The 18,536-nt window shown below is 55.6% G+C and carries 20 protein-coding genes; 8 read left to right on the top strand and 12 right to left on the bottom strand.

Features of this window, described 5'->3' with window-relative positions; translation table 11 throughout:
- A complete protein-coding gene (locus NR114_RS08550; protein ID WP_020825470.1) occupies positions 1 to 555 on the bottom strand; it encodes a DUF3251 domain-containing protein in 555 nt (184 codons plus the stop codon).
- Positions 556 to 741: 186 nt separating this feature from the next.
- Between NR114_RS08550 and nrdR the strand changes: the two genes are divergently transcribed.
- From nrdR to pgpA, 6 genes are all read left to right on the top strand, one after another.
- Positions 742 to 1,191 carry a transcriptional regulator NrdR gene (gene nrdR / locus NR114_RS08555; protein ID WP_004949256.1) on the top strand — a complete coding sequence of 150 codons (450 nt, stop codon included), beginning with the start codon at positions 742 to 744 and terminating at the stop codon, positions 1,189 to 1,191.
- 10 nt (positions 1,192 to 1,201) lie between these two features.
- Positions 1,202 to 2,311 carry a bifunctional diaminohydroxyphosphoribosylaminopyrimidine deaminase/5-amino-6-(5-phosphoribosylamino)uracil reductase RibD gene (ribD, locus tag NR114_RS08560; protein WP_129941081.1) on the top strand — a complete coding sequence of 370 codons (1,110 nt, stop codon included), beginning with the start codon at positions 1,202 to 1,204 and terminating at the stop codon, positions 2,309 to 2,311.
- Positions 2,312 to 2,430: 119 nt separating this feature from the next.
- Positions 2,431 to 2,901, top strand: a complete 471-nt coding sequence (ribE, locus tag NR114_RS08565) for a 6,7-dimethyl-8-ribityllumazine synthase (protein WP_012005513.1) — start codon at positions 2,431 to 2,433, stop codon at positions 2,899 to 2,901.
- A 20-nt stretch (positions 2,902 to 2,921) separates the two neighbouring features.
- Positions 2,922 to 3,338: a transcription antitermination factor NusB gene (nusB, locus tag NR114_RS08570; RefSeq protein ID WP_020825472.1), complete on the top strand. Its 417-nt coding sequence runs from the start codon at positions 2,922 to 2,924 to the stop codon at positions 3,336 to 3,338.
- 52 nt (positions 3,339 to 3,390) lie between these two features.
- Positions 3,391 to 4,374, top strand: coding sequence for a thiamine-phosphate kinase (gene thiL, locus NR114_RS08575; protein ID WP_048759611.1), 984 nt, complete (start codon positions 3,391 to 3,393; stop codon positions 4,372 to 4,374).
- Between the two features lies 1 nt (position 4,375).
- On the top strand, positions 4,376 to 4,870 hold the full coding sequence (gene pgpA / locus NR114_RS08580) for a phosphatidylglycerophosphatase A (RefSeq protein WP_041414271.1): 495 nt from the start codon (positions 4,376 to 4,378) through the stop codon (positions 4,868 to 4,870).
- A 46-nt stretch (positions 4,871 to 4,916) separates the two neighbouring features.
- Here the strand turns inward: pgpA and NR114_RS08585 are convergent, their stop codons facing one another.
- The 4 genes from NR114_RS08585 to xseB form a co-directional block, all read right to left on the bottom strand.
- Positions 4,917 to 5,891, bottom strand: coding sequence for an aldo/keto reductase (locus tag NR114_RS08585; protein WP_115059858.1), 975 nt, complete (start codon positions 5,889 to 5,891; stop codon positions 4,917 to 4,919).
- A 108-nt stretch (positions 5,892 to 5,999) separates the two neighbouring features.
- Positions 6,000 to 7,865: a 1-deoxy-D-xylulose-5-phosphate synthase gene (gene dxs, locus NR114_RS08590; RefSeq protein ID WP_020825476.1), complete on the bottom strand. Its 1,866-nt coding sequence runs from the start codon at positions 7,863 to 7,865 to the stop codon at positions 6,000 to 6,002.
- Positions 7,866 to 7,899: 34 nt separating this feature from the next.
- Complete coding sequence (ispA, locus tag NR114_RS08595; protein ID WP_046374357.1) at positions 7,900 to 8,820, bottom strand: (2E,6E)-farnesyl diphosphate synthase; 921 nt, start codon at positions 8,818 to 8,820, stop codon at positions 7,900 to 7,902.
- A gap of 5 nt (positions 8,821 to 8,825) precedes the next feature.
- Positions 8,826 to 9,089: an exodeoxyribonuclease VII small subunit gene (xseB, locus tag NR114_RS08600; RefSeq protein WP_020825478.1), complete on the bottom strand. Its 264-nt coding sequence runs from the start codon at positions 9,087 to 9,089 to the stop codon at positions 8,826 to 8,828.
- 232 nt (positions 9,090 to 9,321) lie between these two features.
- Between xseB and thiI the strand changes: the two genes are divergently transcribed.
- Positions 9,322 to 10,770, top strand: a complete 1,449-nt coding sequence (gene thiI, locus NR114_RS08605; RefSeq protein ID WP_115059856.1) for a tRNA uracil 4-sulfurtransferase ThiI — start codon at positions 9,322 to 9,324, stop codon at positions 10,768 to 10,770.
- A gap of 33 nt (positions 10,771 to 10,803) precedes the next feature.
- Here thiI and yajL read toward each other — a convergent pair whose 3' ends face one another.
- Positions 10,804 to 11,394: a protein deglycase YajL gene (gene yajL, locus NR114_RS08610; RefSeq protein ID WP_020825480.1), complete on the bottom strand. Its 591-nt coding sequence runs from the start codon at positions 11,392 to 11,394 to the stop codon at positions 10,804 to 10,806.
- Positions 11,357 to 12,268: a 2-dehydropantoate 2-reductase gene (panE, locus tag NR114_RS08615; protein ID WP_122077492.1), complete on the bottom strand. Its 912-nt coding sequence runs from the start codon at positions 12,266 to 12,268 to the stop codon at positions 11,357 to 11,359. The genes yajL and panE overlap by 38 nt, the downstream gene beginning before the upstream one ends.
- A gap of 167 nt (positions 12,269 to 12,435) precedes the next feature.
- Between panE and NR114_RS08620 the strand changes: the two genes are divergently transcribed.
- Positions 12,436 to 12,927: a YajQ family cyclic di-GMP-binding protein gene (locus tag NR114_RS08620; protein ID WP_020825482.1), complete on the top strand. Its 492-nt coding sequence runs from the start codon at positions 12,436 to 12,438 to the stop codon at positions 12,925 to 12,927.
- 201 nt (positions 12,928 to 13,128) lie between these two features.
- On the opposite strand, the gene NR114_RS08625 is transcribed toward NR114_RS08620, so the two are convergent.
- The 5 genes from NR114_RS08625 to cyoB form a co-directional block, all read right to left on the bottom strand.
- The gene (locus NR114_RS08625; protein ID WP_020825483.1) at positions 13,129 to 14,493 is read right to left on the bottom strand and encodes an MFS transporter; all 1,365 of its coding nucleotides are present in this window, start codon (positions 14,491 to 14,493) and stop codon (positions 13,129 to 13,131) included.
- A 199-nt stretch (positions 14,494 to 14,692) separates the two neighbouring features.
- Positions 14,693 to 15,583: a heme o synthase gene (gene cyoE / locus NR114_RS08630; RefSeq protein WP_234528993.1), complete on the bottom strand. Its 891-nt coding sequence runs from the start codon at positions 15,581 to 15,583 to the stop codon at positions 14,693 to 14,695.
- A gap of 17 nt (positions 15,584 to 15,600) precedes the next feature.
- Positions 15,601 to 15,939, bottom strand: coding sequence for a cytochrome o ubiquinol oxidase subunit IV (locus tag NR114_RS08635; RefSeq protein WP_020825485.1), 339 nt, complete (start codon positions 15,937 to 15,939; stop codon positions 15,601 to 15,603).
- Complete coding sequence (locus tag NR114_RS08640) at positions 15,936 to 16,553, bottom strand: cytochrome o ubiquinol oxidase subunit III (protein WP_041414272.1); 618 nt, start codon at positions 16,551 to 16,553, stop codon at positions 15,936 to 15,938. Before NR114_RS08640 ends, NR114_RS08635 begins: the two co-directional genes overlap by 4 nt.
- Positions 16,543 to 18,534, bottom strand: coding sequence for a cytochrome o ubiquinol oxidase subunit I (gene cyoB, locus NR114_RS08645; RefSeq protein WP_234528984.1), 1,992 nt, complete (start codon positions 18,532 to 18,534; stop codon positions 16,543 to 16,545). The genes NR114_RS08640 and cyoB overlap by 11 nt, the downstream gene beginning before the upstream one ends.
- Between the last annotated feature and the right edge of the window lie 2 nt (positions 18,535 to 18,536).

Consider the following 18,536-nt stretch of genomic DNA (forward strand, 5'->3'; position numbering starts at 1 on the left):
TTAGTGCTGAGGGACGGCGGCCGTAGTGGGCTCTACGCTGTGCAGCCGCACATAGCCTAATTGCTCTGGCGTCAGGCCGCTGAAACGCAGCTCAAAGCTGTATTCTGTTTTTGGCAGCAGCGAGTCCGCGGTGGCGATAGGTTGTGAAAGCGCATCGGCCGTCAGCGGTTTACCGGTGGCCGCATCTAGCTGGCCCCATTCCACTACCGCCTTGAACGCAGGCAAGGAGGCTTGTGACAAGGTGCGAACGTGCAACAAGGCCTGGGCGCCGTTAGCCTCGGTTTTTACGTGGCTAAGTGACACGCTCAGTTCGCCGAGATTGCTGTGCAGACGGGCGGCATTATTGGCAGCAGGCACCAGATAGACGCCGCTGGTGGAGTTCTGATTCAGCTGGTTTTGCTGTTCCAGCGCCGTGGCCTGATTGGTCAGGATGGTGAGTTTCTGATTCAGTTCAACCACCTGGTTACGCAGCTTCGGCACTTCGCGAGTTTGTGCGCATCCGGCCAGCAGAACCAGTGCGCTGAGCAGGCAAATTTTGGGGTAACGGGTTGTCATGACGGGTATTTCCTATTCAACATCTCCTGATATCAGCTTAGCCCGGCTGGTGGGGAAAGTCATGTTCGTCGCCTTTTGGGGCGCTATTTCGAAGAGGGGCTCGCAACAAATAACCGGCGGCCTTTGTTGTGACCGCACTTCGGGGTAAACTGTTCTTAACTATAAAAACGTTTATCAGGACGTGTTATGCATTGCCCTTTCTGCGCCGCCGTTGATACCAAAGTCATTGATTCTCGCCTGGTGGGTGATGGTTCGCAGGTGCGCCGTCGCCGCCAATGTCTGGTTTGTAATGAACGTTTCACCACCTTTGAAGTGGCTGAACTGGTGATGCCGCGGGTCATAAAAAGCGATGAAGTTCGCGAGCCCTTCAACGAAGACAAACTGCGTCGCGGCATGCTGAAAGCGTTGGAAAAGCGCCCGGTCAGCTCCGACGACGTGGAAAACGCGATTAACCACATTAAATCCCAACTGCGCGCCACCGGCGAGCGTGAAGTGCCGACTAAACTGGTGGGCAACCTGGTGATGGATGCGCTGAAAAAGCTGGATAAAGTGGCCTATATTCGCTTTGCCTCGGTTTATCGCAGCTTTGAAGATATCCGCGAATTCGGCGAAGAGATCGCCCGTCTGCAGGACTAAGGGAGCTTTGATGCATAACGACGAATTGTATATGGCGCGCGCCTTCGAACTGGCGCGGCTGGGGCGTTTTACTACGGCACCTAACCCTAACGTCGGCTGCGTGATTGTGCGCGATGGCGAAATCGTCGGCGAAGGCTACCATGTGCGCGCCGGTGAACCCCATGCGGAAGTGCATGCGTTGCGCATGGCGGGCGAAAAAGCCCGTGGTGCCACGGCTTACGTCACGTTGGAGCCTTGTAGCCACCATGGCCGCACGCCGCCTTGTGCCGATGCATTGGTCGCCGCCGGTATTACCCGTGTGGTTGCGGCGATGCAAGATCCTAATCCGCAGGTCGCCGGTCGTGGTCTGTATAAGCTGCAGCAGGCCGGGCTGGACGTACGCCACGGTGTGATGCTGGCCGAAGCCGAGGCGGTGAATCTGGGCTTCCTCAAGCGCATGCGCACCGGCTTCCCTTATGTACAACTGAAGCTGGGTGCCTCGCTGGATGGGCGCACGGCAATGGCCTCTGGCGAAAGCCAATGGATCACCTCTGAGCAGGCGCGTCAGGACGTGCAGCGGTTGCGGGCGCAAAGCGCCGCGATTCTCAGCACCAGCGCTACGGTGCTGGCTGATGATCCGTCACTGACGGTTCGTTGGGATGAGCTGGACGCCGAAACTCAAAGCATTTATCCGCGTGAAAACCTGCGCCAGCCGTTGCGCATTATCCTCGATAGCCAAAATCGCGTCACGCCTCAGCATCGGGTGGTTAATCAGCCGGGTGCAACCTGGTTGGCACGCCTGCAGGCGGACGCTCAAACCTGGCCGCAGGACGTCGAGCAACTGACGTTTCCGGCGCACGGCGGCGGAGTCGATCTGGTGGTGATGATGATGCAACTGGCAAAACGCCAGGTGAACTCGATCTGGGTAGAGGCCGGTGCACAGCTCGCCGGTGCCTTGCTGCAGGCGGGGCTGGTCGATGAGCTCATTTTGTACATCGCGCCAAAACTGTTGGGCGATAATGGCCGCGGTCTGTGTCAACTGCCGGGCCTTGAGCGTCTGGCCGATGCGCCGGAGTTTGTTTTCAGCGAAGTACGGCAAATTGGCCCCGATTTGCGGCTGCGGTTGAAGGCAAAATACTGAATTTAATGCCCGCGAGCCGGGGCGGTCAGCGTTTTACAAAACCGCTCGCGCAGGCAGATAAAGAATGTGATAGAATCCGCCCCCCTGCGGGGTATTGAACCCATTTTTAAGGAAAGCCCATGAAAGTTATCGAAGGTGTTGTTGCTACTCCAAATGCCCGTGTGGCGATCGCAATTGCACGTTTTAACAATTTCATCAACGACAGCCTGCTGCAAGGTGCTATCGATGCACTCAAGCGCATTGGCCAGGTTGCTGACGACAACATCACCGTTGTCTGGGTCCCGGGCGCTTACGAGCTGCCGCTGACTGCACGCGTGCTGGCTAACACCGGCAAATACGATGCGGTTATTGCACTGGGCACCGTTATCCGTGGGGGCACCGCGCACTTCGAATATGTCGCGGGCGAAGCCAGCTCCGGCCTGGGCAGTGTTTCTTTGAACACTGAAATCCCGGTTGCCTTTGGCGTGCTGACAACCGAGAGCATCGAACAGGCTATCGAACGTGCCGGCACCAAAGCGGGCAACAAGGGTGCTGAAGCTGCTCTGACCGCACTTGAAATGATTAATGTTATCAAAGCTATTAAAGCCTGAATTTAGTTAAGGGGAATTCCGTGAAACCTGCTGCTCGTCGCCGCGCTCGTGAGTGCGCTGTTCAAGCGCTTTACTCTTGGCAGTTGTCTAAAAATGACATTGCCGATGTTGAACACCAGTTCCTGACGGAGCAAGATGTCAAAGATGTGGACATCGCCTATTTTCGGGAGCTGCTGTCCGGCGTGGCGGTGAATGCAGGTCTGCTGGATGGCCTGATGGCACCTTACCTGTCGCGTCAGCTCGAAGAGCTGGGCCAGGTGGAAAGAGCCGTTCTGCGCATTGCGCTGTTTGAGCTGAAAATGCGTGAGGACGTGCCGTACAAGGTGGCTATCAATGAAGCGATCGAGCTGGCGAAAACCTTCGGCGCTGAAGACAGCCACAAGTTTGTGAATGGCGTGCTGGATAAAGCAGCACCAAGCATCCGCAAGAAAAAATAAAAAATTAAGGCCGGTATCCCCGGCCTTAATTTCTTCTATTGGAACATCGACCATGGCATGTGGCGAATTTGACCTCATTGCCCGCTATTTTGACCGGTTTAAGAGTCTGCGCCGGGACGTACAGTTGGGCATTGGAGATGACTGCGCACTCCTGACAGTGGCAGAAAAACAGCTTTTGGCCGTCAGTACCGATACCCTGGTTTCGGGCGTTCACTTCCTGCCGGACATCGATCCGGCCGATCTCGGCTACAAAGCGTTGGCAGTTAACCTGAGCGATCTGGCGGCTATGGGCGCGGATCCAGCCTGGCTTTCACTGGCATTAACCCTGCCGGAAGTGAATGAGCCCTGGTTGAAGGCGTTCAGCGACAGTCTGTTCGAACAACTTAATTATTACGGCATGCAGTTGATTGGCGGCGATACCACGCGCGGCCCATTGAGCATGACGCTGACGATCCACGGTCTGATCCCGGCCGGCCGGGCGTTGACCCGTGGCGGCGCACGTATTGGCGATTGGATCTACACCACCGGTACGCTGGGTGACAGTGCCGCCGGGTTGGCTGTTTTGCAGGATCGCCTGCAGGTGGCGGACGCTGACGCTCGCGATTACCTGATTGGGCGCCATCTGCGACCCCAGCCGCGGGTGCTGCAAGGGCAGGCGCTGCGCGATCTGGCCAGCTCGGCGATTGATATTTCGGACGGTCTGATTTCCGATCTGAAGCACATATTGAAAGCCTCCGAGTGCGGTGCGCGCATCAATTTGGATGAGCTGCCGCTGTCGCAGGCGCTAAGCAGCCACACCGATGCTGAACAGGCGTTACGCTGGGCGTTGACCGGCGGAGAGGATTACGAGCTGTGCTTCACCGTACCGGAGATCAATCGCGGCGCGTTGGAAGTGGCGTTGAGCCATTTGGGCGCGGATTACACCTGCATTGGTCAGATTGGCCCGCTTTCGGAAGGCATCAAGTTCTATCGCAACGATGAAGCGGTTGAGCTGCCATGGCACGGTTTCGATCATTTCAGCGAAGGGCAGGCGTAACATGGATGAAGCAACACGTCGCTTGCGGATGAGCAATCCGTGGCACCTGTTGGCAACCGGCTTCGGTAGCGGTTTGTCACCGGTGGTACCGGGCACCATGGGGTCGCTGGCGGCGATCCCGTTCTGGTTGTTGTTGATCCAACTGCCGTGGCAACTCTATTCGCTGCTGGTGATGTTCAGCATCTGCATCGGCGTTTATTTGTGCCACCAGACGGCCAAAGATATGAAGGTCCATGATCACGGCAGCATCGTCTGGGACGAATTTGTCGGGATGTGGATCACGCTGATGGCGCTGCCGGTCAACGACTGGCAGTGGGTTGCCGCGGGCTTTGTGATTTTCCGCATTCTGGATATGTGGAAGCCGTGGCCGATCCGTTGGTTCGATCGCAACGTGCACGGTGGCATGGGGATTATGATCGACGACATCGTCGCCGGGGTGATTTCCGCCGGTATCATCTACCTGATTGGTCATCACTGGCCTGCCGGGCTGTTCTGATGACAAGGGCGCAGTTCATCATGCTGCGCCCTTGATACTCACTGTACTATTCAAATCCTGTCACATGATGCGGCACATAAGCCGTTTCCAGCTCGGCTATCTCTTCCGGTGTTAATTCAAGATCGACGGCAGCGACGGCGTCTTCCAGGTGTTCATGACGTGACGCGCCGATGATTGGCGCACTGACGACCGGCTTGCTCAATAGCCATGCCAAAGCGATTTGCGCCCGAGATACGCCGCGTTCTTGCGCAATGCTTGCCACGCGTTCGGCGATGATGGCGTCAATGCCTTCGGTTTCATCGTACAAGTTTTTGCCGACCTGATCGGACACCAGTCGCGCGGTGGTTTCACCCCATGGGCGGGTCAGGCGCCCACGTGCCAGCGGGCTCCAGGGCAGCACCGCGATGCCCTCGGCGGCGCACAGCGGCAGCATCTCTCGCTCTTCTTCCCGCTGGATCAGGTTGTACTGATCCTGCATGCTGACAAAACGCGTCCAGCCGTGCAGATCGGCGGTATAAAGTGCCTTGGCGAACTGCCAGGCGTACATCGAAGACGCGCCGATATAACGCGCCTTGCCGGCTTTCACCACCTCATGCAGCGCTTCCAGCGTTTCTTCCAGCGGCGTTTCATAGTCCCAACGGTGGATCTGCAACAGATCAACGTAGTCGGTGCCCAGTCGCTGCAAGCTATCGTCGATGGACTGCATGATTTTAGCGCGCGATAGCCCAGACTCGAGATTGCTCATCGGGAAATAGACTTTGGTGGCGAGCACTACTTCGTCACGGCGAGCGTAATCGCGCAGCGCCCGGCCGACGATCTCTTCGCTGCTGCCATCTGAGTAACTGTTGGCGGTATCGAAGAAGTTGATGCCGGCATCCAGCGCCTGTTTCAGCAGCGGGCGACTGCTTTCTTCCGGTAGCGTCCAGGCATGGTTGCCACGGTCGGGTTCACCGTAGGTCATGCAGCCGAGGCAGATGCGGGAAACGTTCAGGTCGGTATTGCCCAGTTTCAGATACTTCATGCTTTCCTCCCGGTATCAGCACAGAACTTTAACTGTAGCGGGTTTTCGGGCGACGCAAATGAAAACGCCCCCGCAATGCGGAGGCGTCGGTCAAATCAGGCGCGAAAATTATTGCGCCAGCCAGACCTCAATCTTCTGCTGTATCCCTGCGGCATCCAGACCCAGATCGACACGCACCTCTTCCTGGCTGCCTTGTGAGATAAAGCTGTCCGGCAGGCCGATATTCAGTACCGGGATAGCGCGACGCTTGGCCATTAGCAACTCGTTAACACCGCTACCGGCACCGCCCATAATGGCGTTTTCTTCCAGCGTGACCAGCGCGTCATGGCTGGCTGCCAGCTCCAGCACCAGCTGTTCGTCCAGCGGTTTTACGAAGCGCATATCCACCAGCGTGGCATTGAGCGCTTCCGCCACCTGCGCAGCTTCCGGCAGCAAGGTGCCGAAGTTCAGGATCGCCAGTTTTTCACCTTCACGGCGGACAACGCCTTTGCCGATCGGCAGCGCGCTAAGAGGTTCCAGCGGCGCGCCGGTACCCGTACCGCGAGGGTAACGTACGGCGCTTGGGCCTTCGTTATAGTGATAACCGGTGTAGAGCATTTGGCGGCATTCGTTCTCATCACTTGGCGTCATGATTACCATGGTCGGGATACAGCGCATGAATGACAGATCGAACGCACCCTGGTGAGTCTGGCCGTCAGCGCCGACAATACCGCCGCGATCGATGGCAAACATCACCGGCAAATTTTGAATCGCGACGTCGTGGATCAGTTGATCGTAAGCGCGCTGCAGGAAGGTGGAGTAAATCGCCACCACCGGCTTGTAGCCGCCAATCGCCAACCCGGCAGCGAAGGTCACCGCGTGCTGTTCGGCGATCGCTACGTCAAAATATTGCTGCGGATAGTCGCGGGAGAATTGCACCATGCCCGAGCCTTCACGCATTGCCGGGGTAATCGCCATCAGTGAGCTGTCCTTGGCGGCGGTTTCGCACAGCCAATCGCCAAAGATTTTTGAATAGGTCGGCAGGCCGCCAGCGCTTTTCGGTAGGGTACCGCTGGCCGGATCGAATTTGGGTACCGCGTGGAAGCTGATCGGGTCTTTTTCTGCCGGTGCGTACCCACGGCCTTTTTTGGTCATGATATGCAGCAGTTGCGGGCCTTTCAGGTCACGCATGTTCTTCAAGGTAGCGACCAGTCCCTGAACGTCATGGCCGTCGACCGGGCCAATGTAGTTAAAGCCCAGCTCTTCGAACAGCGTGCCCGGCACGACCATGCCTTTCAGGTGTTCTTCGGTACGCTTGACCAGCTCTTTGATTGGCGGCAGGCCGGACAGCACTTTTTTACCGCCCTCACGCAGGGTGGAGTAAAGCTTGCCGGACAGCAGCTGCGCCAGATGATTGTTCAGCGCACCGACGTTTTCCGAAATCGACATTTCATTGTCGTTAAGCACCACCAGCATATCCGGATCGATGTCACCTGCGTGGTTCATGGCTTCAAATGCCATACCGGCGGTGATGGCGCCATCGCCGATAACGCAAACCGTACGGCGGTTTTTGCCTTCGCGAGCCGCCGCTACCGCCATGCCGAGACCGGCACTGATCGAAGTCGAGGAGTGGCCAACCGACAACACGTCATACTCACTTTCCGCACGCCATGGGAAAGGGTGCAGGCCATTTTTCTGGCGAATGGTAGAAATCTTGTCGCGGCGACCGGTCAAAATTTTATGCGGGTAAGCCTGATGACCCACGTCCCACACCAGATGATCGAAGGGGGTTTGGTACACATAGTGCAACGCCACCGTCAGTTCGACGGTTCCCAGCCCAGATGCAAAGTGGCCGCTGGAACGGCTGACGCTGTCCAGCAGGTATTGCCGAAGTTCATCACACAGTTTCGGCAGGCTCTCTTTCGGCAGCGAACGGAGTTCATCGGGATTTTCCGCTAGCGCCAGGGTCGGGTATTTGGCTATATCAAGACTCATTCGATACTCATATCAGAGGAGTTAACGTCACACGTTAATTGTCGCGTTCAATAATGAAGCTGGCTAACGCTCGCAATGGCGCTGTGTTATAAGATTGTGCTGCCAAAGTGTCTAATGCAGCTAAAGCTTCCTGATAGAGATCCCACGCTTTTGCTTTCGCGCTGTCAAGCCCGAGCAAAGCTGGATAGGTGCTCTTTCCGTGTTGCTGGTCCGCCCCCTGGCGTTTACCGATTTTTTCGGTTTCGCCGACCACGTCCAAAATATCATCCTGCACCTGAAAAGCCAGGCCTATCGCGGCGGCGTATCGGTCAAGCTGCGGCAGCGCTTTGCGGCCGGGTTCACCGGCGGCCAAGGCCCCAAGGCGAACTGCTGCGCGAATTAACGCGCCGGTTTTGTGGCGATGGATCTGTTCCAACGCTTCCAGACCTATCTGTTTATCTTCGGCTTCCAGATCCAGCGATTGCCCACCGCACATGCCGGCAACGCCGCTGGCGGTGGCCAGTTCGGAAACCATCGCCAACCGATCGCGCAGCGCCACATCGGGCATGTCGGCATCGGCCAGAATGGTGAATGCTAGCGTTTGAAGCGCATCTCCGGCCAGAATGGCATTGGCCTCGCCAAATTTGATGTGGCAGGTTGGCTGACCGCGACGCAAATCGTCGTCGTCCATGGCCGGCAAGTCGTCATGAATCAGCGAGTAGGCGTGGATGCATTCTACCGCAGCCGCGGGAGCATCCAAATTATTCAGTGATACGCCAAACATCTGCCCGGTAGTGTACACCAGAAACGGACGCAGGCGTTTCCCGCCCAGCAGTGCACCGTGACGCATTGCCGCCACCATATTGCCCTCGTTGAATGGCAACGGTGCGATAAAATCCAGCAGCGTGCGGTCGGCCCGCTGGCGCAAGGCCTGCAACTGGTCAGAAAAAGCGGTCTGTTGGACAGTTTCGGACATGGTGATTACTCGGCATCCGGTGTGAAAGGCGTCAGCGCAGCATCATCGGCGCTGTCGTTAAGCAAAATTTGTACGCGTTGCTCCGCCTGCTGCAGCTTCTGCTGGCCCTGACGCGCCAACTGCACGCCGCGTTCGAATTCATTCAGCGCGTCTTCCAGCGGTAACTCACCCGATTCCAGACGCGTCACGATGTTTTCCAGCTCGCTGAGGGAGCTCTCAAAGCTGACGTTTTGCTCTGTACTGTCTGATTGTGCAGGTTTTTTCGGCATAATTTTCTTTTTACATCATCATGTGAACAGTGGCGCCAGAGCCTATCCTAGCGGATCTTGATTGGCAAATCATGGCGCGCATGTGTGGTTTTGTGCACCGAGACTCACCAGATAGTGATATACTCTGCGCCGCAAATGCGATTGATAAAACATTCGGCAACCCCGTGGGTTTTATCAATCGCATATACATTGTAAATCCTTTTCCCTCGTAATTCTGACAATAAAGACCGCCATGAAGTTTATCATTAAATTGTTCCCGGAAATCACCATCAAGAGCCAATCTGTGCGCTTGCGCTTTATCAAGATCCTCTCGACCAGTATCCGTAACGTCCTGAAGCAGTATGATGAAACACTGGCGGTCGTCCGTCACTGGGATCATATCGAAGTTCGCGCCAAAGATGAAAACCAGCGGCCGGTAATTGCCGACGCGTTAACGCGCATTCCCGGCATTCATCACATTCTGGAAGTGGAAGACCGCGACTATACCGATATCCACCATATTTTCGAGCAGACGCTGGAAGCCTACCGCGAGCAACTGCAGGGGAAAACTTTCTGCGTGCGCGTAAAGCGCCGCGGCAAGCAGGACTTCAATTCGCAAGACGTTGAGCGTTACGTCGGTGGCGGTCTGAACCAGCACATTGAGAGCGCGCGCGTCAAACTGTCGCACCCGCAGGTGACGGTTAACCTGGAAATCGAAGACGACAAGCTGATGCTGGTCAAAGCCCGTCGTGAAGGCATTGGCGGTTACCCGGTGGGCACTCAGGAAGACGTGCTGTCGCTGATTTCTGGTGGTTTCGATTCGGGCGTTTCCAGCTATATGCTGATGCGCCGTGGTTGCCGCGTGCATTATTGCTTCTTCAATCTGGGCGGGGCCGCGCATGAAATTGGCGTGCGGCAGGTGGCTCACTACCTGTGGAACCGTTTTGCCAGTTCGCACAAGGTGCGCTTTATCGCCATCGATTTTGAACCTGTGGTCGGCGAGATCCTCGAGAAGGTCGAAGACGGTCAAATGGGCGTGGTGCTTAAGCGCATGATGGTGCGCGCCGCTTCACAGATAGCGGAGCGTTATGGCGTGCAGGCTCTGGTGACCGGTGAGGCGCTGGGACAGGTTTCCAGCCAAACATTGACTAACCTGCGTTTGATCGACAACGCATCCGATACGCTGATTCTGCGTCCGCTGATCTCCCACGACAAAGAGCACATCATCAAAGTGGCGCGTGAGATTGGCACCGAAGACTTCGCCAAGACTATGCCGGAATACTGCGGCGTGATCTCGAAAAGCCCGACGGTGAAGGCGGTCAAAGCCAAAATCGAAGAAGAAGAAGCTCACTTTGACTTCAGCATTCTCGATCGCGTGGTCAGCGAAGCCAAGAACGTGGACATTCGCACCATCGCCGAGCAGACGCAGGAACAGGTTACCGAAGTGGAAACCGTGGCGGCGTTTGGCGCTGACGAGGTGATTCTGGATATTCGTTCTAATGACGAGCAGGAAGACAAGCCGCTGAAGCTGGATCAGGTTGAGGTGAAACCGCTGCCGTTCTACAAACTCAGCACCCAGTTTGGCGATTTGGACCAGAGCAAAACCTACCTGCTGTACTGTGAGCGTGGCGTAATGAGCCGCTTGCAGGCGCTGTATTTGCTGGAGCAGGGCTACAACAACGTCAAGGTCTACCGTCCGTAATCAATCCAGGGGCGGGTTAACCGCCCCTGTGATTTAATCGCGAAAGTCGTACATCCCCGGAATCAAGACCAGCTGAGCGGCGATCTCCGCCGCTTTGGCTTTCCCCAGCAGCAAATCAATCAGCTTCAGCGCAAACTCCATCGAAGTTCCCGGCCCCTGGCTGGTGAGCAGGTTAACACGCGCATCGTATACCACACGTCGTTCCATCCATTTATCGGCCGGAATCTGTTCTTTCAGCCCTGGGAAGCCGGTCATATTGCCGACGGGGAACAGATCGTGATGTTGCAGCACCAGCGCGGGTGCGGCACAAATGGCGGCGACGATATTGCCCTGCAGATGCATCTGACGCACTTTCTCCACCAGCAGCGGGCTGTCGCGGAAACACTCGGCACCTTTCAGGCCGCCGGGCAGCACTATCGCGTCGAAGGGATCATCGACAATAGACACCAGCGCCGCATCTGCCAGCAGCTTGACGCCGCGTGAGCAGACAATAGTCAGGTCGCCATCGCCGGCTACGCTGGCTGTAGTGACTTTGATGCCCGCCCGAACCAACAGATCTATCGTGGTGACGGCTTCGATTTCTTCGCTACCAGGTGCCAGGCAGACCAGCGCCGATACGCTCATATTCATTTTCCTTTCGCTTAATCAATTCAAACAGTCGCGCGTTCTCCGGCAGAGTCACGCCGTGGCTGCGTGCGCGACGCAGCAGATAGCCGGTAATGTAGTCGATCTCGGTATGCCGCTGAGTGCGGATATCTTGCAGCATCGAAGAGACGTTGTCCGCAGTGCTCTGGATCACCTCCATCACATACTGCTGTAAGCCTTCGCAGGAGGTATGGTAACCCTCCATCGCCATCACGCCGGCGACTTCACGGCAGATAATCTCAATTTGTTCCGGATAGCGCTGCAAATCGCCATTGCGGCAGTTATACAGGGCCGTTAACGGATTAATCACACAGTTGACCGCAAGTTTGCGCCAGTTCGCCGAGGCAATGTTGTTGTGCCAGGCGACGTCAGGCAGTGCCTGATGCAGCACTTCCGCCAGGTGGCTGAGCGAAGTCGCCGCCGGAGATGTCGGGCCGATATGGGTGGTGCCGCCGGCAACATGGATAATAGTGCTGCCGTCATGGCGTGCCGCATGGGTGGTGGTGCCCTGCAGTATCGGCTGGTTGTTCGGCGGCAGCTCGTCCTGCGTGCCCATGCCGTTATGCAGCAGCAGGATGGCACAACGCGGGTGCAGCTTCGGCAGCAGGGCGCTGACCGCCCCAGAGACTTGCCAGGCTTTTAGCGTGACCAGCAACAGTTCGCTCTGGGCCAGATGTTCAGGATCGTTGGTGGGCAAATTACGGTTGAACGAGAGGCCTTCAGGCTCAATGACGTTCACTGCGCAAAAGGGTTGCGGTACTCGTAACCATCCCTGTACGTCATGGCCCTGCTGATAAAGCCGGGAGAGCCACAGCTGTCCGAGCGCGCCGCAACCAAGAACAGTTATTTTCATCCAGACTCCTTGGGGTAACGGGAAGAACGCCCAGTATCTATCCTATAATTATAGACTTTTCTGCTGCGCGGCGGGGCCGGCAAATTTTGTCTGAGGCGCTAAAGCGGTTATCATGCTCGGCATCGAAATCGCCTATCGCATTAGGCTCTAATTCAGGAGGAAGAAGTATGCCATCTTTCGACATTGTTTCCGAAATTGATATGCAAGAAGTACGTAACGCCGTTGAGAACGCCACGCGCGATCTTGGCACCCGTTGGGATTTCCGTAACGTACCGGCCAGCTTTGAGCTGAACGAAAAAAACGAAAGCATTAAAGTCGCCAGCGAATCTGATTTTCAGGTGCAGCAACTGCTCGATATTCTGCGTGAAAAACTCAGCAAGCGCAGCATTGACGGCGGCGCGCTGGAGATCCCCGAGGAGCTGACCCACAGCGGCAAAACCTACAGTGTGGAAGCCAAGCTAAAGCAGGGTATTGAAGCCGCCCAGGCGAAGAAAATCGTCAAGCTGATCAAAGACAGCAAGCTGAAAGTTCAGGTGCAGATCCAAGGGGATGAAGTACGGGTAACCGGTAAATCACGCGATGACCTGCAGGGCGTGATGGCACTGGTGCGCGGTGCCGATCTGGGGCAGCCTTTCCAGTTCAAAAACTTCCGCGACTGATCCTTTCGCCAAGAACAATATATTGATGGGGCCGGCTTGCCGGCCCTTAGTCTGATGACAAACACCCGAAAAACGTGGTTTTCGGATGTTTGGGGTAAATCAGAAGATATAATCCTTTGTTTTTATTAGCCCCAAGGTCAGGACTTTTAACTGCAAAGGACTTTGTCAGTAATCTGGGGGCCGGCTTGCCGGCCCTTTTCTTTACAGCGAATTCACCAGCGCTTCCAACTGACCGCGGTTGGTTTGCTTGGTATCGACCTTTACGTAGGCGCTGCGCTCTTCCGGCACCACAATCGCTTCTGCTACACCCGGCTGGGCCTTCAGGCGGCTTTCCAACGCCGAGTCTTTCACTGCCAGTTCCGACAGCGTAATACGCAGGCTGCTCACGTACGGCGGTTCCTGCATGGTACTGCTGACCATAAACCAGATGGCGGCTAAAACTGCCCCGGCGATAAAGACCAATCCCGCGCCCTGTAGGCCGTACAGAAATCCTCCCAGGCTGCCGCCAATCGCCACGCCGATAAACTGGCTGGTGGAGTAAACCCCCATGGCCGTGCCTTTATAGCCCGCCGGCGACTCTTTACTGATCAGGGAAGGCAGGATCGCTTCCATCACGTTGAACGCCATAAAGAACAACTGAACGCCGGCAATAATGCCCCAAAGATGCGCGCCAGACAGCCACAGCAGCACTTCAGCACAGAACAATACCGCCACGCAGCCCATAAACACCTGCTTCATGCGGCGCTTCTTTTCGGCATAAATGATAAACGGTACTACGGCGGCGAAAGACACCAGCATGGTGACCAGATAGACAATCCAGTGTTCGCTGGGCGCCAAACCGGCTTTTTCCATCGCTAATGGCAGTGCCACGAAGCTGGACATCAACAAGATATGCAGGCACATGATGCCGAAATTCAGTTTCAGCAGGCGGGAATTGCTCAACACCTTGCTGAAACTGCCACGGACTATACTGGATTCGCGGTTCAGCACGTGGCTGCTGGCGGAAGGCACGACCGCCAGGGTGATGACGATACCGGCCAATGCCAGCACGGCAATCATCCAGAACAGCGCATGCAGACCAAAAGCGTGGGTGACTATCGGGCCGACCACCATGGCGATGGCGAAGGTAATACCGAAGCTGACGCCGATGAATGCCATCGCTTTGGTACGGTTCTGTTCCCGGGTGAGATCAGACAACAGTGCCATCACCGCTGCGGCGATAGCCCCTGAGCCTTGCAATGCCCGGCCGAGGATCACCCCCCAGATGGAGTCGGTGGCGGCGGCGATCACGCTACCCAGCGCGAAGATCAGCAGCCCGCCGACAATCAGCGGCTTGCGGCCGATACGGTCGGAAATCAGGCCGAAGGGAATTTGGAACACCGCTTGCGCCAGGCCGTAAATGCCAATGGCGATACCGATCAGCGTTTCGCTGGCGCCGTTCAACGCCATACCGTAGGTGGTCAGTACCGGCAGCACCATAAACATGCCGAGCATGCGCAGTGAGAATACCGTTCCTAATCCCCAGGTCGCCCGTCGTTCCAGCGGGGTCATTGCATTATCGTTCATTAAAACCTCATTAAAAGCCATTCCGTCAGGTTATCGGTGATAACGCCTGATGGGATAGCTTCTGTTAAAACTGCGTCATTTTAGTGTGAAGGGCAGGGGGGGTAAATCTAATGTTGTTTAGCAGATATTACAGTTCGTCGGTTTTTCTGCGAGACAAATAAAATGGGCCGCTAAGCGGCCCATTCACAGACGATTTGGCTTACCAGACGTAAGTCATCAAGGTTTCCGGCGAGGCCGAAGCGCTGAAGTCGATAGACATCATCACGCTAAGAGAGGTAATGGCAACAATCGAGAACACAAACAGTTTGCGTGCCCAAACGCTGTCATTTTCGGCTTTGTAACCACGCAGCGCCATTCCCAGCCACCAAACGCTCACCGCCGCAGCGACGATCAGGTATTTGTAGCCGGCGTAGCCGCCCAAAGTCAGCATCAGCGTAGCAACCATAAATGCCACGATGTAGACGGTGATGTGGTTCTTCGCCACCGAGATGCCTTTGACGACAGGCAGTACCGGAATGTTGGCCGCCTGGTAATCTTTAAAGCGGAAGATGGCAATCGCATAGGAATGCGGCATCTGCCAGAGGCTAAAGATAGCCAGCAGGATCAACGCACCGGCATCGAACTCGTTGGTGACTGCACAGTAACCGATAACCGGTGGTGCAGCGCCCGACAAGCTGCCGATCAGCGTGCCATATACCGAGTGGCGTTTCATGTACAGGCTGTAGACGCCGACATAAACCACAAAGCCCATCACCGCCAGCCACATGGCCAGCGGGTTGGCGCTAATATACAGCAACGCAAAGCCCGCAATACCCAGGGCGGTAGCGTAAACCAGGCTTACACTCGGCGCGATCAGGCCTTTTACCAGCACCCGATTCTTCGTTCTCTCCATTTTCTTGTCGATGTCGCGGTCAATGTAGTTGTTAAACACACAGCCCGAAGCGACAACCAACGAGACACCCACCAGGGTGGCGAGAAACAGGGGATAGTCGATGCTTCCTTTGGAAGCCAACAGGAATCCCCCGACGACAGAAATTAAATTGCCGAAAATAATTCCTGGTTTAGTTACTTGCAGGTATTGCTTAATCATCACGTGCAGCTCGACTCTTAACTGACCATCATATTGATGTTGAGGTTGTACATAATCCAGAGTGAACCCACAACAACGATACCGATGATCATAGCGGTGAACAGCAATGCCACCAGGTTCCAGCGCTCTTCCGATGAGGTATTCATGTGCAGGAAGTAAATCAGGTGAACGACGACCTGAATCACTGCCATGCCAACAACAACCGCCAGGATGGTTGAGTGAGAGGCGGTACCGCTCATCACCATCGCAAATGGAATCACCGTCAGGATGATCGACAGAATAAAGCCGATCAGATAGGTCTTGACGCTACCGTGGCTTGCGCCGCCGTGAGAAGTTTCATGGGATGAATGACTCATGACATAACCCCCAGCAGGTAAACAACGGTGAAGACGCAGATCCAGACCACGTCCAGGAAGTGCCAGAACAGGCTCAGGCACATCAAACGGGTTTTGTTGGTTGCGGTCAGGCCACGCTTGCTGACCTGAATCATCATGATGATGATCCAAACCAGACCGGTAGTTACGTGCAGACCGTGGGTCGCAACCAGCGCGAAGAAGCTGGACAGGAACGCACTGCGATCCGGGCCATAGCCTTCAACGATCAGGTGATGGAATTCGTAGATTTCCATCGCGACGAAGCCCAGACCGAACAGGAAGGTCAGGAACAGCCAGGTGTTAACGCTGCTAACCTTGCCTTTGTTCATGCCGATCATCGCCATACCGTAGGTGATGGAGCTGAACAACAGCAGGAAGGTTTCAACCAAGACAAACTTCAGATCGAAGATTTCTTTGCCAGTGGGACCGCCAGCGGTCCCGTTCACCAGTACTGCATAAGTCGCGAACAAGCTCGCAAACAAAATACAGTCGCTCATCAGGTAGATCCAGAATCCGAAGACTTTGGTCTCTCCTGCGTCGTGGTGCCCATGCTCTGCATGGGCTGCGTTATGGTTAGTCAGAGTATCAGTTGACATGTTTCACGCCTGCTTTGCTGATTTGTTCATAGTGTTGGTTTTCAATGCGCTCGATCTCATCAACCTGCACATAGTAATCAACATCTTCATCGAAGCTCTTGGCAATCCAGGTCACGATCATACCTACGAAGGCAGCGATCGCCATCCACCAGATCTCCCAGATCATCGCGAAACCAAATACCAGGCTGAAGCCAGCAATAATCACACCGGCACCGGTATTCTTCGGCATATGAATCGGTTCGTATTTAGCCGGTTTCTTATAAGCTACGCCTTTTTCTTTCATGTCCCAGAATTCATCACGGTCATGAATCAGTGGCACTACGGCAAAGTTATAGAACGGCGGTGGAGACGAAGTCGACCACTCCAGCGTACGAGCACCCCATGGGTCACCGGTCAGGTCACGGTTCTGCTCACGGTCACGCACACTGACGAACACCTGAATCACTTGGCACAGGATACCGCAGGCAATCAGAGCCGCGCCGCCAGCCGCTACCAGCAGCAGTGGGTGGAACTCTGGGTTGATGTTCTGGCTGATACGACGAGTCATACCCATAAAGCCCAGAGCATACAGCGGCATAAAGGCAACGAAGAAGCCGATGATCCAGAACCAGAACGCACGGATACCCCATTTTTCGTTCAGCGTGAAGCCGAAGGATTTAGGGAACCAGTAGGTCAGGCCCGCGAAGCAACCGAACACCACACCACCAATGATAACGTTATGGAAGTGGGCAATCAGGAACAGACTGTTGTGCAGCACGAAGTTCGCGCCCGGCACGGCCAACAGAACACCGGTCATACCACCCACGGAGAAGGTGATGATGAAGCCGATGGTCCACAGCATAGCGGAGTTGAGCTGGATGCGGCCTTGGTACATGGTGAACAGCCAGTTGAAGATTTTCACCCCGGTAGGGATGGAAATGATCATGGTGGCAATACCGAAGAAGGCGTTTACGTTCGCGCCGGACCCCATGGTAAAGAAGTGGTGCAGCCATACGATGAACGACAGAACGGTAATCGCGATGGTTGCCCATACCAGTGAGGTATAGCCGAACAGACGTTTTCTCGAGAAGGTCGCGGTGACTTCGGAGAACACACCGAACACCGGCAGAACCAGGATATACACCTCTGGGTGACCCCAGGCCCAAATCAGGTTGATGTACATCATCATGTTGCCGCCCATATCATTGGTAAAGAAATGGGTGCCCAGATAGCGATCCAGGGTCAGCAACGCGATGGTTACGGTCAGAATTGGGAAAGAAACGATGATCAGGACGTTAGTACACAGAGCTGCCCAGGTGAACACCGGCATCTTCATCAGAGGCATGCCAGGAGCACGCATCTTCAGAATGGTGGCGAAGAAGTTCACACCGGTCAACAGGGTACCAATACCGGAAATCTGCAGACTCCAGATCCAGTAGTCGACCCCGACGCCAGGACTGTATTCCTTGCCCGACAGCGGCGGATACGCCAGCCAACCTGTCTGCGCGAACTCACCAACCCCCAGAGAGATGTTGATCAGCACTACGCCCACCACGAAGAACCAGAAGCTCAGGGAGTTCAGGAACGGGAAGGCAACGTCGCGCGCACCGATTTGCAAAGGTACCACTACGTTCATCAGACCGACTACGAAAGGCATCGCCATGAAGAAGATCATGATGACGCCGTGGGCGGTGAAGATTTGGTCGTAGTGGTGCGGCGGCAGGAATCCGGCCTCGCCGGCGGACGCAAGCGCCTGCTGACTACGCATCATGATGGCATCGGCGAAACCACGCAGCAGCATAACCATTGCCACGATGATGTACATGATACCAATTTTTTTATGGTCAACCGAAGTCAACCAATCGCTCCATAGCCATTTCCACTTGCCGAAATAGGTTATCAGCGCCAGCAGTGCCAGGCCCCCAATAACAATTGCAGCAACGGTGACCATGATGATCGGTTCGTGGTACGGAACCGCATCAATCGTTAATTTTCCCAACATCA

This window comes from Serratia sp. Ser99 (assembly GCF_024519545.1).
Taxonomy (GTDB): Bacteria; Pseudomonadota; Gammaproteobacteria; order Enterobacterales; family Enterobacteriaceae; genus Serratia; species Serratia liquefaciens.

Excerpts from the sequence above, each read along its gene's own strand:
- NR114_RS08550 (WP_020825470.1), bottom strand. The coding sequence starts at position 555 with ATGACAACCCGTTACCCCAAAATTTGCCTGCTCAGCGCACTGGTTCTG.
- nrdR (WP_004949256.1), top strand. The coding sequence starts at position 742 with ATGCATTGCCCTTTCTGCGCCGCCGTTGATACCAAAGTCATTGATTCT.
- ribD (WP_129941081.1), top strand. The coding sequence starts at position 1,202 with ATGCATAACGACGAATTGTATATGGCGCGCGCCTTCGAACTGGCGCGG.
- ribE (WP_012005513.1), top strand. The coding sequence starts at position 2,431 with ATGAAAGTTATCGAAGGTGTTGTTGCTACTCCAAATGCCCGTGTGGCG.
- thiL (WP_048759611.1), top strand. The coding sequence starts at position 3,391 with ATGGCATGTGGCGAATTTGACCTCATTGCCCGCTATTTTGACCGGTTT.
- pgpA (WP_041414271.1), top strand. The coding sequence starts at position 4,376 with ATGGATGAAGCAACACGTCGCTTGCGGATGAGCAATCCGTGGCACCTG.
- NR114_RS08585 (WP_115059858.1), bottom strand. The coding sequence starts at position 5,891 with ATGAAGTATCTGAAACTGGGCAATACCGACCTGAACGTTTCCCGCATC.
- dxs (WP_020825476.1), bottom strand. The coding sequence starts at position 7,865 with ATGAGTCTTGATATAGCCAAATACCCGACCCTGGCGCTAGCGGAAAAT.
- ispA (WP_046374357.1), bottom strand. The coding sequence starts at position 8,820 with ATGTCCGAAACTGTCCAACAGACCGCTTTTTCTGACCAGTTGCAGGCC.
- xseB (WP_020825478.1), bottom strand. The coding sequence starts at position 9,089 with ATGCCGAAAAAACCTGCACAATCAGACAGTACAGAGCAAAACGTCAGC.
- thiI (WP_115059856.1), top strand. The coding sequence starts at position 9,322 with ATGAAGTTTATCATTAAATTGTTCCCGGAAATCACCATCAAGAGCCAA.
- yajL (WP_020825480.1), bottom strand. The coding sequence starts at position 11,394 with ATGAGCGTATCGGCGCTGGTCTGCCTGGCACCTGGTAGCGAAGAAATC.
- panE (WP_122077492.1), bottom strand. The coding sequence starts at position 12,268 with ATGAAAATAACTGTTCTTGGTTGCGGCGCGCTCGGACAGCTGTGGCTC.
- NR114_RS08620 (WP_020825482.1), top strand. The coding sequence starts at position 12,436 with ATGCCATCTTTCGACATTGTTTCCGAAATTGATATGCAAGAAGTACGT.
- NR114_RS08625 (WP_020825483.1), bottom strand. The coding sequence starts at position 14,493 with ATGAACGATAATGCAATGACCCCGCTGGAACGACGGGCGACCTGGGGA.
- cyoE (WP_234528993.1), bottom strand. The coding sequence starts at position 15,583 with ATGATTAAGCAATACCTGCAAGTAACTAAACCAGGAATTATTTTCGGC.
- NR114_RS08635 (WP_020825485.1), bottom strand. The coding sequence starts at position 15,939 with ATGAGTCATTCATCCCATGAAACTTCTCACGGCGGCGCAAGCCACGGT.
- NR114_RS08640 (WP_041414272.1), bottom strand. The coding sequence starts at position 16,553 with ATGTCAACTGATACTCTGACTAACCATAACGCAGCCCATGCAGAGCAT.
- cyoB (WP_234528984.1), bottom strand. The coding sequence starts at position 18,534 with ATGTTGGGAAAATTAACGATTGATGCGGTTCCGTACCACGAACCGATC.